The sequence below is a fragment of the Legionella stuttgartensis genome, assembly GCF_977063405.2.
Genome location: NZ_CDRUHA020000055.1, coordinates 1 through 16,661, shown reverse-complemented (window position 1 = coordinate 16,661; position 16,661 = coordinate 1). Strand labels below are relative to the sequence as shown.

Genomic DNA, 16,661 nt, shown 5'->3' with positions numbered 1-16,661 from the left:
ATCAAGTCTGTGTAATTAATGCGAGATACCTCTTTAAGTTGGCAAAAAAATTTGGCGCAAGGTTTTGCTTCTGTTACTGAATTATTGAGTTTTCTGGAGCTGCCTTTATCTACTGGAAACGTGCATGCTGAAAAGCAATTTTCCAGTCGTGTTCCTTTAGGATTTGCGAAACGGATGCAAAAAGGAAATCCTCGCGATCCTTTATTGCTCCAGGTTTTAGCAACCGAAGATGAATTACAGGGAAATGAAGGGTATAGTATCGATCCTTTAGAGGAGCGTAGTAGTAATCCAATTCGAGGATTAATACATAAATATCACGGTCGCGTGTTGTTAACTTTGACTGGGGTTTGCGCTGTGAATTGCCGTTACTGCTTTCGCAGACATTTCCCATATCAAGACAATAATCCTGGCCGCAACGGATTTAAAGCCATTTGTGACTATATAGCCCAAGATACCAGTATTACCGAGGTAATTTTAAGTGGCGGAGATCCCTTATTGGCATCCGATTTGGTACTGACTGAGTTAATAAAACAATTGGAAGAAATTCCTCATTTACATACCTTACGCATTCATACACGAATTCCTGTGGTTTTTCCAGAAAGGATCGAGCATGGCTTGCTTTCACTATTAAAAACAACTCGATTCAACAAGGTAATCGTGTTGCATTGTAACCATGAGCAAGAACTGGATGACTCGGTACGCCAAGCGCTTCGTGAGTTGCAAAATATAGGATGTCATCTGCTGAATCAAACTGTTTTACTCGCAGGAATAAATGATGAGGCTCATATCTTGGCTAATTTGAGTCAAACTTTATTCGCATATGGAGTTTTACCTTATTATTTACATCGATTGGATAAAGTAAAAGGAGCCGCACATTTTGATTTGCCTTTTGATAGGGTACAAGCAATTTATCAGCAACTACAAAAACTTTTACCAGGATATCTTTTGCCTCGTTTAGTATGTGAGGAGCCAGGAAAATTAAGTAAAACTCTATTAATTTAAATGTATACATTAAGTACGAGAAGAGAGCGTAACTATTTGAAACATTTTACTTTGTTTTCTTTAAAAAAAATTGCAGTAGAATAGTGTGATTACAATTCATCGTAGTCCACGTTCCGCGACTTGTTCGCGTAATCCAGGAATGGAGAATAAAGGCTGAAATGTTTGGCTATAAATCAGATCGCTGTGGACTCAGCGAACAAATCGCGGAACGTAGGTGGTGAAGATAAATGTCAACATACCTTAGTTTTTATCCCCATGAAAAGTTTTGAAGAGGTAAAGAATGAAAAAATTACCTGTATTAAGCCCTGGAGATGCGATTGAAATTATTGCACCTTCATCTCGTAGTACGGACAGTCAATTGCTTGAGTTGAGTGAATTACTAGAGTCTTGGGAATTAAAATGTATTGTTCAAGAAGACATTTTTGCTCCAGATTTATTATGTGCTAATACAGATGAGATGCGATTTAAACATTTGAAAAGCGCGCTACACAATCCCAACACAAAAGCAGTAATTTGTGTGCGTGGTGGTTACGGTTCGACACGTTTAATCCCCAAATTAGCAGAAGTTGGACCTCCAGAATCAGTCAAACTATTTATTGGCATCAGTGACATCACGTGTCTGCATCTTTATTTGCAACAACATTGGAAGTGGCCAACAATTCATGGTGCTGCTGCGCCTGATAAATTTTCCAAAGAATCAATTGCTGCTGTGAGATCTATTTTATTTGGTGAGGGTCCGGTTAAGTTCACTGGTCTAATTCCATTGAATAACCCTGCACAAAAAGAAGATATTATTAAGTCTCAGGTCATTGGAGGCAATTTAGCAATTATTCAATCTGGGGTGGGCACGTGTTGGCAAATGGATGGTCGAGATAAAATTATTTTGCTCGAAGAAATTGGTGAACGAGGATACCGTGTTGATCGAATGTTGGAACATTTAAAGCAAGCAAACATTTTTACCAATGCGGCTGCAATCATAGTGGGAGATTTTCTCAATGGTGATGAACCGAACGGTTCTTCTTTAATTGAACCTATCTTAAAACGTTTTGCTGAAAGTAGCCCTATCCCAGTTCTCAGAATTGCAGGAATAGGTCATGGTTTCATTAATTTCCCGATTCCTTTGGGAACAGAGGCGCATTTACAACTTGGTGAACGGGCCCAATTAACGTGTTTTCGGTAAACCTGAGGACAGCAAAGTAGCCCCAGGTACTACATTATTTATATAGTCCTTCCTTCATCTTGATAAAGCTTAATCAGTTTTTCTTGAGCGCAAGTATTTCCTTGGGTTACGGGTTTATAACTACCATCACTTTGCATTTCCCACGTATTGCTGTTGTCTTTGAGGTAGTTTTTGATAATTTCTTGCTTGATTCGTTTTTTGCAGTTTTCATCCAGAATTGGAAACATAATTTCAATGCGATGGTATAAATTTCTTTCCATAAGATCAGCACTAGAACAAAAATAATGTTCCTCTTCATGAATACGAAAATAAAATACTCGATGATGTTCCAAGAAGCGCCCAATATAGGAAAGCACACGTATATTTTCCGAAATACCGGCTATTCCGGGTTTGAGACAACAGACTCCGCGCACCAGCAAATTTATTTTCACCCCAGCTTGTGATGCCTTATATAAAGCTTGAATTATCGTTTTATCAGCTAATCCATTTACTTTTAAAAGGATTTCGGTGTCTTCATTTTTTAATGCAGCTGCAGTACATTGCTCGATATATTGAAGTAATGTTTTTTGTAACGTAAATGGCGAATGACTTAGTGCTTTGAGTTTGACTACTTTACCCAGCCCGGTTAACTGTTGAAAAATGATTTGGATATCAGAGGTGATCGTCGGTTCGCAAGTTAATAAACCTAGGTCAGTGTATCGTTTTGCCGTGTATTCATGGTAGTTTCCGGTGCTCAAATGGACGTAACGCTTTAGTTTTCCATGAGCTCGGCGAACAACTAGAGTCATTTTAGCATGTGTTTTATACCCTACTACCCCATAAAGCACTAGAATGCCCGCGGCATGTAAACGGTTTGCTAATTTCAGATTGGACTCTTCATCAAAACGAGCCCGTAACTCGATAACTGCTGTCACTTCCTTACCCGAATGAGCTGCATCAACCAAAGCATCGACCATTACGGATTCTGAACGAGTACGATATAAAGTTTGGCTAATTGCCAAAACATTGGGATCGCTTGCTGCTTGTCTAACAAAATCAATAACGAGCTCAAAGCTTTGGTAGGGGTGGTGGAGAAGGATGTCTTGCTCATCAATAACATTGAATAGATTTCGTTCTGATTTAGGAAATTGAGGGTATTGCGCTGAAAAAGGCGGGTAATTCAAGTCAGGTCTATCAATGCTATTAATCGCAGTTAAATGGCGCTGTATATTAACTGGCCCATCACAATAATAGGTGTCTTCATGACGGAGATGATATTTTTGTAATAAAAAATCCACAATTTTTTCGGGGCAATTTTTTTCAATTTCCAGTCGAACCACATGACCATAATGACGAGAAAAGATCTCGCGTTGTACGGCCTTGGCCAAATCATCAATTTCTTCCTCTCTTAAAAAAAGATCGCTATTTCGAGTTAGACGAAAGGAATAACAACCACTTATTTCCATTCCTGGAAATAAACTATTAACATGGGTAGTAATAATAGATGAAAGATGAACAAAATAATGAGCATCTCCACACAACTCTGAAGGCAAATGAATGACTCTAGGAATCGATCTGGGGGCATGCACTACAGCATAATTAATATTACGGTCAAAAGCATCTTTACCACTTAAAGAAATAATGAAGTTTAAACTTTTGTTAATCAGTTGCGGCAAAGGATGTGCCAAATCAAGAGCGATAGGACTAATTACTGGTTGAATCTCATGTTTAAAATAATGTTTTGCCCACAAGTGGATGTCATCGGTCCATTGCTCGGTATCAAGAAAATAAATATTTTCCTTAGCTAAGGCTGGGAGAAGTTGCTTATTAAAGATGGAGTAAAGCTGATCAATTAGTTTATGTGTTTTTTGGCTGATTTGGCTAAATGCTTCATCAGAGCGTAACCCATCAATAGTTAATTTTCCTGATGACATGGCAATTTTTTCTTTAAGCCCAGCTACCCGTATCTCAAAAAACTCATCGAGGTTACTGCTACAAATGCTTAGAAAACGCATTCTTTCCAGCAAAGGAACCCGTTCGTCATTAGCCAGCATCAAAACACGCTGATTAAATGCGATAATAGAGAATTCTCTATTGATATAGTATTCAGGATTATCCAACACAGTGTCCAAGGGTAACTCCATTTTCTTACAAAAAGTAATAAGGCCTGGCTATGGTACTATTTTAGGTCTTAACGAACCAGAAAAAAACATACAACGATAAATCCTAGAAACCCATAAAAAGGTGATAAATTCCAAAAAGTCAAAGCAAGGAAAAACACAAAGCAACACAGCGCCATAGGGATTGAAAAATACATCCCTACAACACCCTGAGCAACGGAGTAACTTGCGGCTGCGAGCAGGGCTAATGCGCCATATTGTACGCCAATCATTATTTTTCGCATTCCAGGTCCATTATGGCTTGTAAGCCAATGATAGCCGGCTATAGCCATCAGGAGTCCTGGTAAATTAAGACTGAGAACAGCAAGAATTAAACCGGTGATTCCGGCCGCTTTATATCCAATAAGGGCAGATAATTTGACACCAGTTAATCCTGGAAAAATAAAGCTTGAACCCACCATCGCGATAAATTCTTCCTGCCCTATCCAATGTCGATATTCAACAGCCTCATACTCCAGCAGTTTTAACATTGAATTCCCACCACCTAAGGAAATAAGACCAATTTTTCCAAAGCTTAGAATGATCGCGACCAAGGTGTTTATCATAATTTCATTAAATTTTTCAGGAAAGTTACATATTCGCAGGAAACAGGCTCATCCAGCAAGTGTTTGGAAATAGTCTCTACCAAATGCAGCGATTTTCCTTCAATACATAAGCTAAAATAAATTTGATTGCATACTTCGAGACGAGCGAGCTCAATTTTTATACTTGGATTGGTCGGTAATTTATAAATAAGCGCTTCCTTTTTGACATAAACTTCTATTCCTTCTCGTTCAACCTGTTGCGCTATTTCATGTAGGTCGGGGGGAAGAATTTGATCTTGAGGGCCGCTAAGAATTATTTTTGCTCCATAACCTGCAGCATGGTTTGATTGTTTGAGTAGAGGCTTGTAAAGCAATTGTTCCCGACGTTTCTTAATGTTGTAATTTGTTCCTGGTAGCAAATAATAGTAATCTTCTCGATGTTTTTGCTTGTATTGAGCTAAGTCGAGTAATGACGGATCAATAATATTTAAGGTAATTATCGTATTATCCGGCCAAAAAAAACGTCGCTCCCATTTTATCTTTTCGTCTTTTTTATCCACTAAAGTGGCCAAAGACAAGCTTGTTTTGGGAGTAAATTCGAAATTCCAAACCAAACGTTGGTTCATGCTCAATTGCTACTCGTAAAATAAAGAGTATATACTACACCTTTATTATGCAAAGCAAGGGAAGGTATTGATATTATGGCCATTCTGTTTTTTTTAGTTTACCTAATATTTACTTTAATTGTTCTTTATAGAGCAATGAATCCATTAGTTTGGGAGTTGGGTAGCGTTTTTTACTTAATTGTTGCCACATTTGCTATTGGTTTGCCTTGGATAATTGGTTTTTTGCTCTGGCTTGTGATTATTGTTGCACTACTCGTAGTCTACCTTGAGCCGTTACGCGCATCGATAGCGGATTACCTTTATAAAACCGCTGGCAAGTCGATTCCTAAGTTATCCAAAACAGAGGAAGAGGCACTTAATGCCGGTGATACTTGGTTAGAACAAGATATTTTTACTGGAACTCCTAATTGGAACCGATTAGCAAGTGTAGTTACAGTGCTGTCCGCAGAAGAGCAAGCGTTTCTTGATAATGAAACGAACACTTTATGCAGTATGATCGATGAGTGGGAAATTAGCCAAAAACGTGATTTACCTGAAAATGTCTGGTCCTATATGAAGGAAAATGGATTTTTTGGATTGGTCATCCCAAAAGAATATGGTGGTAAGGGATTCTCTGCGCGTGGGCATTCTGATGTGGTAATGAAAATATCCAGTCGTTCGGGGGTTGCTGCGGTAACCGTGATGGTACCTAACTCCTTGGGCCCTGGCGAATTAATTAATTATTATGGTACCGAAGAACAAAAGAATCATTACTTACCCCGTCTTGCAAAAGGTATTGATATCCCTTGCTTTGCTTTAACTGAACCCGGGGCTGGTAGTGATGCAACCTCCATTCAATCAACTGCAATCGTCATGAAGAAAAAAGTTGATGGTAAAATGGTGCTTGGATTAAACATTACTTTAGATAAACGTTGGATAACTTTAGCGCCCGTAGCCACCTTAATTGGTCTCGCAGTGAATGTGAAAGATCCCGATGGTTTGTTGCAGGGTGAAGGAGAAGAAGGCATCACCTGTGTGTTGATTCCACGCGATACCAAAAATCTAGAAATTGGCAATCGCCATTTACCTTCTGATCAACCCTTTATGAATGGCACGATTCGTGGAAAAGATATTTTTGTGCCAATAACAACAGTGATTGGTGGACAGCAACGAATAGGTAATGGATGGCAAATGTTAGTTGAATGTCTATCGATTGGTCGTTCCATTTCGTTACCGGCGCTTGGAGCAGGTTCTTCCTCTACGTGTTATCTCGCAACGAGTGCTTTTGCCCGCATACGTTGCCAATTTAATGTGGAAATTGGTCAATTTGAAGGAATTGAAGAAAAACTTGCAGAAATCGCAGGTTTAAATTATTTGATTAATTCAAATCGCTTACTGACGGTAGCCGCAGTGAACGAGCATAAAAAACCGTCTGTGGCATCGGCGATTGCGAAATATTTTAATACAGAATTGGCGCGAGCTGTGGTTAATGCTTCGATGGATGTTCATGCAGGACGTGCCGTAGTTGTGGGGCCCCGTAATTATCTTACTAATTTTTATAATGGAGTGCCTATTTCTATTACGGTGGAAGGAGCCAATGTGATGTCACGCAACTTGTTGATTTTTGGACAAGGCTCGATGGCATGTCATCCTTATATCCGTCAAGAATTTTACGCAATTTCTAATCAGGATAAAGAGGCTTTTAGAGATGTAATCTGGAAACATATTCAATATTTCATGCAAAATTTTGCCAAAACAATTTGTTCTGGATGGACAGGTGGGATATTTATTAGCGCTCCTAAGCAAAAAATGAAACGTGAGTATAAACGTTTGGCTCGTCTAAGCCACGCATATGCATGGCTTGCGGATTTGTCTTTGATTATGCTTGGTGGGGATTTAAAACGTAAAGAGCGTCTCTCAGCACGTCTTGCTGATGGTATGTCCTATCTTTATATGGCAATGGCGGTTTTACGCAATGTGCAATTGAATAATGAAAATCCTGATGATTTAGTGCACGCTCAATGGGCAGTGTCTTATTGTTTTTATCATGCCCAACGAGCAATGATCGCGTTGTGTTACAATTTCCCATCCAGATTTTTAGGCGCTTTTGCTCGTGTTTTGGCATTTCCTTTGGGGCAAACGATGCGTTACCCAACGGATAAGTTGGATCAGAATTTAGCACGATTGATGACCACAAATAATCAGTATCGTGATCGATTGAAAAATCTAGTTTATTTAAGTGGGGATGCAAAACAACCAATAGACAAAGTGGAGCATGCTTTACAACAAATCATTAAAACAGATGATCTTGCCAAAAAAGTGGGTGATTTAAGACGGGTTAAATTTGGTAAGTTAAAAGATAAATTGAAAGCAAAAGTGGTGAGTAATGAACTCACACAACAGGAAATGGATGCGTTACTTGCAACCGAAGCGGCTCGATGGGATGCTATTTTAGTTGATGAGTTTACTTTTGATTCTATGAAAAACCAGTTATTTAACTCGGTTATTGACGAGATTAAATCACCATTTATGCAGGAGGATGCTTCTTCTTAAGGAATGGATGTCCCTCGGGAAACCGCGGGTTTACGTTTTGAGTTCTATCGGTTTTGCCGCGAACAAAGAATAAGAGAATTAAAATACGTTTCCTGGCGTATATTTACAAATTTTTAACAGACGAGCTAAAAAAGAAGTTATCTTATAAACAGTGTTGGTTTGCTATAATTAGGTCAATACAAAATAGAATTCATGTGAGAGATTAATGTATGTCTGCAACTTCACCTGTAATATCATCGGTTAATGATAAAACATTTGTTAGAGAAGATCTTTTAAAAGCAATGCAACTCGCAGGAACTTCAGTAGAGTTGGCTCAATATTTAAGACAACAAGTCCATGATATAGTGGATAATTCACGAGCTTTTAAGAAATCGCCCGAGAAAATGCAAGTGGCGCAACAAATATTAAAAGCAGTAGATGAGTTTACCCAACTTGTGGAATATAAATTTTCTGAAGAAGAAAAGAAAATCTGGGCTGGTATACCACCGAGTTCCAAATTTGAAAATATACATCGTGGAATTACCCAAGAGGCTGTTGAATTATTAGAGAAAAAAGGTTATCCAGGAATTCGATTCGATTTTGCTGTCAAGCAGGCTGGCGATGACAAAGGACATTTTGTTCGCGGCTATGCATCTATAGAAAAAGGAGCTCCTCCGTTGGATGAAGAAACAGTTGATGCATTAGATCGATTGTTTAACGCATGGTTAGCGAATGAACATCAAGTTTTAACTGAAAATGGTTTTTTCTTTAAAACGGACGCAGAAGGAAATAAAACGAGACAACTGACAGCAGATGAAGTAGAAGCGATAATGGCTGATTCAGCACAAGGCTTTAAGGATTATTTACAAAGTAATCATGCTGAAACCCCACTTGTATCTCGACAACGAGACTATCCAGGTGAACATCGATTGGAAGAAGCCAAGAAGGCCGCAGCTCAAAAAGCTGTCGAACGTGTTATCGAGGCCGAAGAAGCGGAGAAAATCGAGCCCGAAGTGCAACCGACAAATATTAGCCCTAGCTAATTAGGGCTCTTTTTTTACCCCTGAATAAGCATTAAATAAGGGCTTAAGTTAGTACATGTAGTGAAGAATGATGATTTTTTGTTAAATCTTATTCACTGCATGTAGTCTCTCTAGAGTTCCTATATCAAACCAAAGGCCTTCATATAGGCAAGCAGTTACCCTATTTTGATCCGCGTATTGACGGATTATAGGGGCAACCGAATAGCGACCTTGTTTGTAATTTGCAAATATTTGTGGATGATAGCAACAGATACCTGCAAGCGTATATTTTCGATTTTCGTTACTCAACTGAGTTTGATTGATTAATCCGAAATCTCCAGGATGATTAAGGGCTGGATTTTTATTTACTAAGATTACATGAATTGCACGAGTAATTTCGGGTTGTAATTGAGAGAAATCAAAATCCGTATAGATATCCGCATTGACGGTAATAAACGGTTTATCGCCGAGTAGCGGCAGTGCATTTACAATGCCCCCCCCTGTTTCCAAGCCTCCTGGCGGTTCAGGTGAATAACAAATTTCAATTCCCCAACGAGCTCCATCACCTAAATGTTGTCGAATTTTTCCCCCAAGGTAGGCATGGTTTATGACTAATCGTTCAAAACCTGCTTTTGCTAGATTGATTACATGATGTTCTATTAAAGGCTTTTCTTTAACAATACACAGCGCTTTGGGGGTGATATCAGTAAGCGGCTTTAAACGGTCGCCACGTCCAGCAGCCAATATCATAGCAGTTTTCATGGTAGATCAACTCTCATTTGCATAAATTGGAAGAAAGAATGCAATTCTTCATAAGTTTCTGTACATTCAAGGACATATTTTAAGGTTAAAGGTAAGTCTTTAAGATATCCAGGTTTGCTATCTCGTAAATACAAGCGACTAAAGATTCCTAAAACCTTTAAGTGTCTTTGTAAACCACAAAGATCAAATGCACGGATAAATTCAGGCAAGGAATAATCTTTAGTTAAAGCACTTTGAGTGTAAAAAAACTCCACCCATTCTAGAATTTTACTGCGCGGCCAGGAAATATAACAATCTTTGAGTAAAGAAACCAAATCATAGGTGAATGGGCCAACCATTGCATCTTGGAAGTCAATAACTCCTAAGGTTGATTCAGCTTCATTTTGTAAAAGCATCAGATTGCGAGAATGATAATCACGATGGATAAAAGTCAACGGTTGCTTAGCTACTTCTGTTGCAATCCATTCCATGGTTTGTTGTACTAAAGTACTTTCATCCTGATTTAGTTTTAAATCAAGATATGCTTTAAAAAACCATTCGGGGCATAAACTCATTTCTTTGAGCATATGCGCTTTATCAAACGGTGCAAGTATCGGATCATGAGTTGGGCACGTTTGAATTTTAAATAAAGTGTTTATGGCATGATGGTAATGAGCATTCACATTTTCAGAATGAAGATCATTCAAAAGAAGTTGATCTCCTAAATCACTTAATAATAAGAATCCATCCGCTAAATTAGCCGCCAGAATTTTCGGCGTATGAACATCCACTTTCTCCAGCATTTGTGCAATATGTATAAAAGGTTTTAGATCCTCTTTTCCTGGAGGCGCATCCATGACAACTCGTGTGAGACCGTTATATTGAAGACGAAAATATCGTCTAAAACTGGCATCTCCAGCCAAAGGAGCTAATTGGAAATCCTGTAGTTTTAGCGTATCAATTAACCATTCTTTAAGTGCGTTTTCTCTAGCATGCATGGTATACTTTCCCATCATTATTTCTGGTTGTAACTTATAACCAAGATCTCCTCTCTCATGAATAGAGAGAATAAAGGAGAATGTTGTGGTATGAATTATACCGCAATACCTTTAGCGTGAACGCGACGATCTAAAGTGATTAGTTACATATTTTTGTGTGCATAATAAGGCATTTTATTACCCGTGAACAAGATTTCATTTAAATGGTTCTTGATGAGCATATGTACGACCTTACTTATTTTGCTCATGGTAATTTATCATGCGTTAGCCCATTCTGCTTCTTTAATTAATGAACCTGTTCAAGCATGTGTGATCGCTCGTGATGTTGATTTAACGGATGCGGTTAGGTCAAAATTTGCCCAGTGCTTGGGTTGGAATGCCGATCAAAGCTCTCCGATTTGTCTTGGTTCATATCAACCCCTCACTGTTACACCGCTTGCTTCACCTGATGAAATCAGGATTATGGCAGATAAAGTTTCTTTCTATCAGGATAAGCCATCAACTTTATCTGGACATGTTGAAGTACAGCAAGGCCAAAGAATAGTCAATGCCCAAACAGCGCATGTATATCGGGATCCCAAAAGTAAAGAGGTCACGAAAATTGAGTTTTTAGGTAATGTTCATTATCTGGAACCTGATAAAATATTGATTGCTCGTAAAGCAACAATTAATCCTCAAGATAAATCAGGTCAAACTGAAGATGTACTCTACCGTTTTAATACCAACAAACATTCGGCAATATTACCTGCATGGGGAAGGGCTAGTCTAATGCAGCGTTTCCCTAATTCAGATTACTTGTTACGTCGAGCGACTTATACTACCTGTGCGCCACAAGATAAAGCTTGGGATATTGAGGCTAAATCAATCGTTATTGATAACAAGAAAAAAATGGGTGTCGCCAGGAATGTGAAGTTGCGCATCCATGACTGGCCTCTACTTTATGTTCCTTATCTGAGTTTTCCAACAACTAAAGAACGTAAATCAGGTTTTTTAATGCCGATAGTGGGGTATTCCAATGTAGGAGGCTTTGATCTAGGACTTCCTTATTATTGGAATATTGCTCCCAACTACGATTTGACTTTAACACCGCATCTTTATACCGAGCGGAACGTCATGTTAAGTGGCGATTTCCGATATTTAACTCCACATAGTGTCGGATTTCTTACTGGGAGTTTTTTACCGAATGATGCTGCATATCGGAATTTTTTGAACAATCATGCGGAAGAATTTCCTTTTTTTAGAGATAAGTCAACAAACCGATGGTTATATGGGGTACGTGATACCACGCAATTGAGTCCCAATTTGCGTTTAAATGTAAATGTTCAACAAGTTTCTGACGATTATTACTTTCAGGATTTTAGTACCAATTTGGCCCGAATTACCCAGCGACAATTATTGCGTCAAGCTGATTTAACCTATTCGACAGAACATTGGACTTTTAGAAGTATGGTTCAAAGTTTTCAAACATTACATCCGATCAATGAGACCCCTATTCTTGATCAATATGAGCGTTTACCTCAAATAAATGCTCGTGGTTATTATTATGAATTACCTGCACAAGCAAATTTAAATATAACTGGGCAATATGATCAGTTTTTTTGGCCAACATCAACACAATTTTTTGTGCGAAAAATGCCTCAGGGACCTAGGTTTCATCTTAACCCAATCCTTTCAGTGCCGCAGCGAGTTAGTTGGGGATTTATTACACCATCGGCTGAGTTCGTAGAAAACTACTATCAGGTCCAGAATAATTGGGTTGATACGAACACTGAAGATAACCGCTTTATTCCGCGTTTTAGTACTCATGGCGGTTTATTTTTTGATAGAAACTTTAATTGGAAGGGTAATTCATATACGCAAACTTTAGAGCCAAGTTTATATTATTTGTATGTTCCCTTTTATAATCAAAGTCAGCTACCTATCTATGATACTGCCAATATGATTTTTAATTTTGATCAGCTTTTTAGAACCAATCGTTTTTCAGGGTTCGACCGAATTGGTGATGCAAATCAATTATCCTACGCAGTAACTACTCGATGGATGTCAGAAGGGACCGGTGCTGAATTAGCCAGTTTTTCTGTTGGCCAAATCAAATATTTTACTGATAGACAAGTACAGTTATGTCGTAGTCCTACCGGCATTTGTACCGCAAGTCCTCTTGAAATTGGACACTTATCTCCATTTTCTGGAACATCTCCTATAGCTTCTCGGGTGGTTTATCACTTCAGTCGGTCTTTAAAAATTCTGGGTGATTATGTATGGGATCCTGCTACTTCTGCGACAAACAATGGAGATTTAAATTTACACTATCAACCTAAATTTAATGCGGTTATTAATTTTGGCTATAGCTACCTAGTCAATGGAGATGTGACCAAAGTTAGGAATAATGCAGGAGTTGATAATGCATTACATCAAGGTATGGTTTCTGCTGCATGGCCTATCAGTGATCGATGGAGCGCTATTGGTGCATACAGTCATAATATTAGTAAAGATTACAGCATGATGTCTTTATTAGGAATGCAGTATGATAGTTGCTGTTGGGCTGTGAGAATTTTGGGAGGAAGGACGTTTAAGAGTTTAAATGAAGAATATATGCCCCAATATAATAACAACATCTATTTGCAAATTTTATTAAAAGGCTTAGGATCAGTGGCAAATAGTGATCCTGGAAGTGTATTGCGTACTTATATTCCCGGATATAGTGATCCATTTCATAGTTAGATCGAATAGTGGTATAAATTAAAACAGAGCCGCTTGTGTTTTGAATAAAAATAACCTAAATTGCTCGAAAAAAAAGTAATAAGGATTAACATGTATAAAAAAATAACCCTTGCATGCATATTGTTTGCTGTCGTTGGTATGGCCGAAGCGAAACAATTATTGGATAAGGTGGTTGCAGTTGTTAATAACGGAGTGATCACAGAAAGTGAACTAAACAAACAAGTTGAATTAACAAAGAAACAAATTATTGCGCAAAGAATGCAAGTTCCAGAAGATTCGGTGTTGCGTAAGCAAGTTCTTCAACATTTAATTGATGTGAATGTGCAGCTGCAAATGGCAAAGCAACATGGTCTTACTGTAGATGATACGGAGTTAAATCAGGCAATTGAAAAAATAGCCACTGCGAACCACGCTACTGTAACTCAGTTGCGTGAGGAAATTACTAGGCAAGGAATGACTTGGAATGAATATAGAGAAAATATTCGCAAAGAAATTCTGCTTTCTAACTTACAACAAAAAGCGGTAGGGCGGGACGCTGCTGTTTCGAATGAGCAAGTCGAGCAATATCTTAAAACGGAAGGCGGAATAATTAATCGTTCTGCGCTCACCTATCATCTTCAGAATATAGTTATTCCATTAAATGAAGAACCTACATCTGAAGAAGTAAAAAAAGCACAAAGCAAAGCTGATTCTTTATTAGTGCAGATTAAAAAAGGTGGAGATTTTAGCCGTCTGGCTATCGAAAACTCCAGTGGTGAATTTGCATTGGAAGGAGGAGATTTAGGTGAGCGTCATTTAGCTGAATTACCAGAATTGTTTGCAAAGGAAGTAGTGAACATGAAAGTGGGCCAAGTAGCAGGTCCCTTACGTGCAGGTAATGGTTTTCAGTTAATTAAACTGGTTTCTATTGGTGGAGACAATCAACATCATGTCATTACCAAAACCCATGTTCGTCATATTCTTTTAAAGCCTGATCCAAGCATGCTTCCTGAAGATTCAAAGAAACAAGTGAAGAACATTTATCAGCAATTAAAATCAGGTAAAGATTTTGCACTAATGGCAAAACAATATTCCCTGGATTCATCCAGTGCGGTTAAAGGCGGTGATTTAGGATGGGTTTCGCCAGGGGTTTTAGTCCCGGAGTTTGAGAAAGCCATGGATAAGCTTGCTGTCAACGAAATTAGTCCTCCTGTAAAATCACAATTTGGTTGGCACCTTATTCAAGTGCTTGGTCGTAAACAAGAAGATGATTCGGAGGCATTTAAAAAGCAGCAAGTACGCCAATTTTTACAACAACGAAAATTTGCCGAAGCAGTTCAAAATTGGCAACAACACATACGTTCGGATGCTTATGTGAATATTATTGAAAAGGAACTGGCGTGAAGCCACTGCTTATAAGCAGCGGAGAACCTGCCGGAGTTGGTCCAGATTTATGTCTGGCTCTTGCGGAGTATGGTTTTCCTTTGGTAATTTTAGGAGATCAGGCTGTATTGGAGGCCAGAGCTGAAGAACTAAATTGCGATATTTGTTTTACACCTTATAAAAGCGGACAAGTTATTGAGCCTAAACCTGGTCATTTGACCGTATGTTCGGTAACTTGTCCTGAGACAGTTCAAAGTGGCTGTCTTAACCCCAAAAATGCTCCTTATGTAATCGAGTTATTAAATCAGGCTGCCATATTATGTGGGCAAGGTGATTTTTCTGGTTTAGTTACGGCTCCTGTCCACAAAGCAAATATTAACGAAGCGGGCATCTCATTTACTGGTCATACAGAATTTTTTGCACAATTTTATAAAGTAGATGTGGTGATGATGCTGGCGTGTAATGTAATGAAGGTAGCATTAGTGACTACTCATCTTCCATTGCGTATGGTGTCTGATGCAATTACATCCGAACTCATTATTAAAGTGATTACTCAGGTACATCAATCATTAATTCAAGATTTCAATATTAAAGAACCATGCATTAAAGTGGCGGGTTTAAATCCACATGCTGGGGAGTCGGGATATTTGGGGCGTGAAGAAATTGAGATAATCACTCCAGCTTTAACTGTATTACAAGAACGCGGTATGAATGTTCAAGGCCCTATGCCCGCAGATACAATGTTTATTAATAGTAATCAAAAAAATTGTGACGCATATGTTGCCATGTATCATGATCAAGGCTTACCCGTAATTAAGTATGCTGATTTTCATAATGCAGTGAATGTAACTTTGGGCTTACCTATAATACGTACATCAGTAGACCACGGCACTGCTTTAGAGTTAGCAGGCAAAAATAGACTCGATTCGGGCTCAATGTTTGCTGCTGTCGATATGGCGAAAGCTATGGCATTATCTAGGATGAAATCATGATTAGTTTAATTGCTGCAATTGATGAAACTGGGGGATTAGGCCTTAATAATCAATTGCTTTGCCATTTACCCGCCGATTTACAACATTTTAAATCTGCAACCATGGGTAAGCCCATTATTATGGGAAGGAAAACATTTGCTTCTATAGGGAAGCCACTGCCAGGACGATTAAATATTGTACTCAGCCGTAATGTATCGTCAATTGAAGGAGTTACTGTAGTTGATTCCTTGGAAAAAGCCATCAAGCAAACAGAAGAATTCCCTGAAATTATGATTATAGGTGGCGCAGAACTTTTTGCGGAAGCAATAGGAAAAGCAAGCCGTCTATATATAACACGTATCCATCATCAATTTGCAGCAGATGTTTTTTTTCCAGAAATTGATGAATCATTATGGCTTTGTTGTGATGAACAATTTAGACCATGTGATGAAAAAAACGAATACGACCTGACCTTCCGCACTTATGAGCGTACCAGATAGTAGTTTATATATTTATAAGTAGCTCAGTACTAATTTCAATTCTATATTGAGTTTCATCGTAGGGCGTATCTTAGTCTATCGGTGAACTCTTCCATATTCTGTATCACAAACTACTCAAAAACTAAAGTGAAGTGCAAGTTGTTGAGGCAAAAAATGTCCAAAATGGGCTGGTAGAGATCGATATGGACTACTCTAGATAAATAAAAGAAAACAATTAAAAAAAAATGAAAAAAGTGTTTGACACTGAGGGTGAAATCAGTAGAATACGCAGCACGCCTTCGGGGCAGGTTCATTAAGAAGAGAGAAGACAAACTGTGTGGGCACTTTGAATAACCTTTGAGTGC

The 16,661-nt window shown here is 38.5% G+C and carries 13 protein-coding genes; 8 read left to right on the top strand and 5 right to left on the bottom strand.

Annotated elements, in window-relative coordinates:
• Positions 1-18 precede the first annotated feature (18 nt).
• A complete protein-coding gene (gene epmB, locus ACWTEW_RS13085) occupies positions 19-1,002 on the top strand; it encodes an EF-P beta-lysylation protein EpmB (protein WP_454782084.1) in 984 nt (327 codons plus the stop codon).
• Positions 1,003-1,282: 280 nt separating this feature from the next.
• Complete coding sequence (locus ACWTEW_RS13080) at positions 1,283-2,182, top strand: S66 peptidase family protein (protein WP_454782083.1); 900 nt, start codon at positions 1,283-1,285, stop codon at positions 2,180-2,182.
• Between the two features lie 38 nt (positions 2,183-2,220).
• Here the strand turns inward: ACWTEW_RS13080 and ppk1 are convergent, their stop codons facing one another.
• Genes ppk1 through ACWTEW_RS13065 form a run of 3 tightly spaced genes read right to left on the bottom strand, consistent with a single transcriptional unit; the run spans position 2,221 to position 5,491 of the window.
• The gene (ppk1, locus tag ACWTEW_RS13075) at positions 2,221-4,293 is read right to left on the bottom strand and encodes a polyphosphate kinase 1 (protein WP_454782082.1); all 2,073 of its coding nucleotides are present in this window, start codon (positions 4,291-4,293) and stop codon (positions 2,221-2,223) included.
• 59 nt (positions 4,294-4,352) lie between these two features.
• Positions 4,353-4,886, bottom strand: a complete 534-nt coding sequence (locus tag ACWTEW_RS13070; protein ID WP_454782081.1) for a chromate transporter — start codon at positions 4,884-4,886, stop codon at positions 4,353-4,355.
• Positions 4,883-5,491 carry a hypothetical protein gene (locus ACWTEW_RS13065; RefSeq protein ID WP_454782080.1) on the bottom strand — a complete coding sequence of 203 codons (609 nt, stop codon included), beginning with the start codon at positions 5,489-5,491 and terminating at the stop codon, positions 4,883-4,885. The genes ACWTEW_RS13070 and ACWTEW_RS13065 overlap by 4 nt, the downstream gene beginning before the upstream one ends.
• Positions 5,492-5,566: 75 nt before the next feature.
• Between ACWTEW_RS13065 and ACWTEW_RS13060 the strand changes: the two genes are divergently transcribed.
• Together ACWTEW_RS13060 and ACWTEW_RS13055 are read left to right on the top strand one after the other, a co-directional pair.
• On the top strand, positions 5,567-8,023 hold the full coding sequence (locus tag ACWTEW_RS13060; RefSeq protein ID WP_454782079.1) for an acyl-CoA dehydrogenase: 2,457 nt from the start codon (positions 5,567-5,569) through the stop codon (positions 8,021-8,023).
• Positions 8,024-8,232: 209 nt separating this feature from the next.
• Complete coding sequence (locus ACWTEW_RS13055) at positions 8,233-9,045, top strand: hypothetical protein (protein WP_454782078.1); 813 nt, start codon at positions 8,233-8,235, stop codon at positions 9,043-9,045.
• 81 nt (positions 9,046-9,126) lie between these two features.
• Here the strand turns inward: ACWTEW_RS13055 and murU are convergent, their stop codons facing one another.
• Together murU and ACWTEW_RS13045 are read right to left on the bottom strand one after the other, a co-directional pair.
• On the bottom strand, positions 9,127-9,786 hold the full coding sequence (murU, locus tag ACWTEW_RS13050; RefSeq protein ID WP_454782077.1) for an N-acetylmuramate alpha-1-phosphate uridylyltransferase MurU: 660 nt from the start codon (positions 9,784-9,786) through the stop codon (positions 9,127-9,129).
• Positions 9,783-10,763, bottom strand: coding sequence for an aminoglycoside phosphotransferase family protein (locus tag ACWTEW_RS13045; protein WP_454782076.1), 981 nt, complete (start codon positions 10,761-10,763; stop codon positions 9,783-9,785). Before ACWTEW_RS13045 ends, murU begins: the two co-directional genes overlap by 4 nt.
• 213 nt (positions 10,764-10,976) lie before the next feature.
• On the opposite strand from ACWTEW_RS13045, the gene ACWTEW_RS13040 reads away from it, so the two are divergent.
• From ACWTEW_RS13040 to ACWTEW_RS13025, 4 genes are all read left to right on the top strand, one after another.
• Positions 10,977-13,484 (top strand): LPS-assembly protein LptD, encoded by a 2,508-nt coding sequence (locus tag ACWTEW_RS13040; protein WP_454782075.1) that lies wholly within the window; start codon positions 10,977-10,979, stop codon positions 13,482-13,484.
• 90 nt (positions 13,485-13,574) lie between these two features.
• Positions 13,575-14,867 carry a peptidylprolyl isomerase gene (locus tag ACWTEW_RS13035; protein WP_454782074.1) on the top strand — a complete coding sequence of 431 codons (1,293 nt, stop codon included), beginning with the start codon at positions 13,575-13,577 and terminating at the stop codon, positions 14,865-14,867.
• Complete coding sequence (gene pdxA / locus ACWTEW_RS13030) at positions 14,864-15,838, top strand: 4-hydroxythreonine-4-phosphate dehydrogenase PdxA (RefSeq protein WP_454782073.1); 975 nt, start codon at positions 14,864-14,866, stop codon at positions 15,836-15,838. The genes ACWTEW_RS13035 and pdxA overlap by 4 nt, the downstream gene beginning before the upstream one ends.
• Positions 15,835-16,317: a dihydrofolate reductase gene (locus tag ACWTEW_RS13025; protein ID WP_454782072.1), complete on the top strand. Its 483-nt coding sequence runs from the start codon at positions 15,835-15,837 to the stop codon at positions 16,315-16,317. The genes pdxA and ACWTEW_RS13025 overlap by 4 nt, the downstream gene beginning before the upstream one ends.
• Positions 16,318-16,661 lie beyond the last annotated feature (344 nt).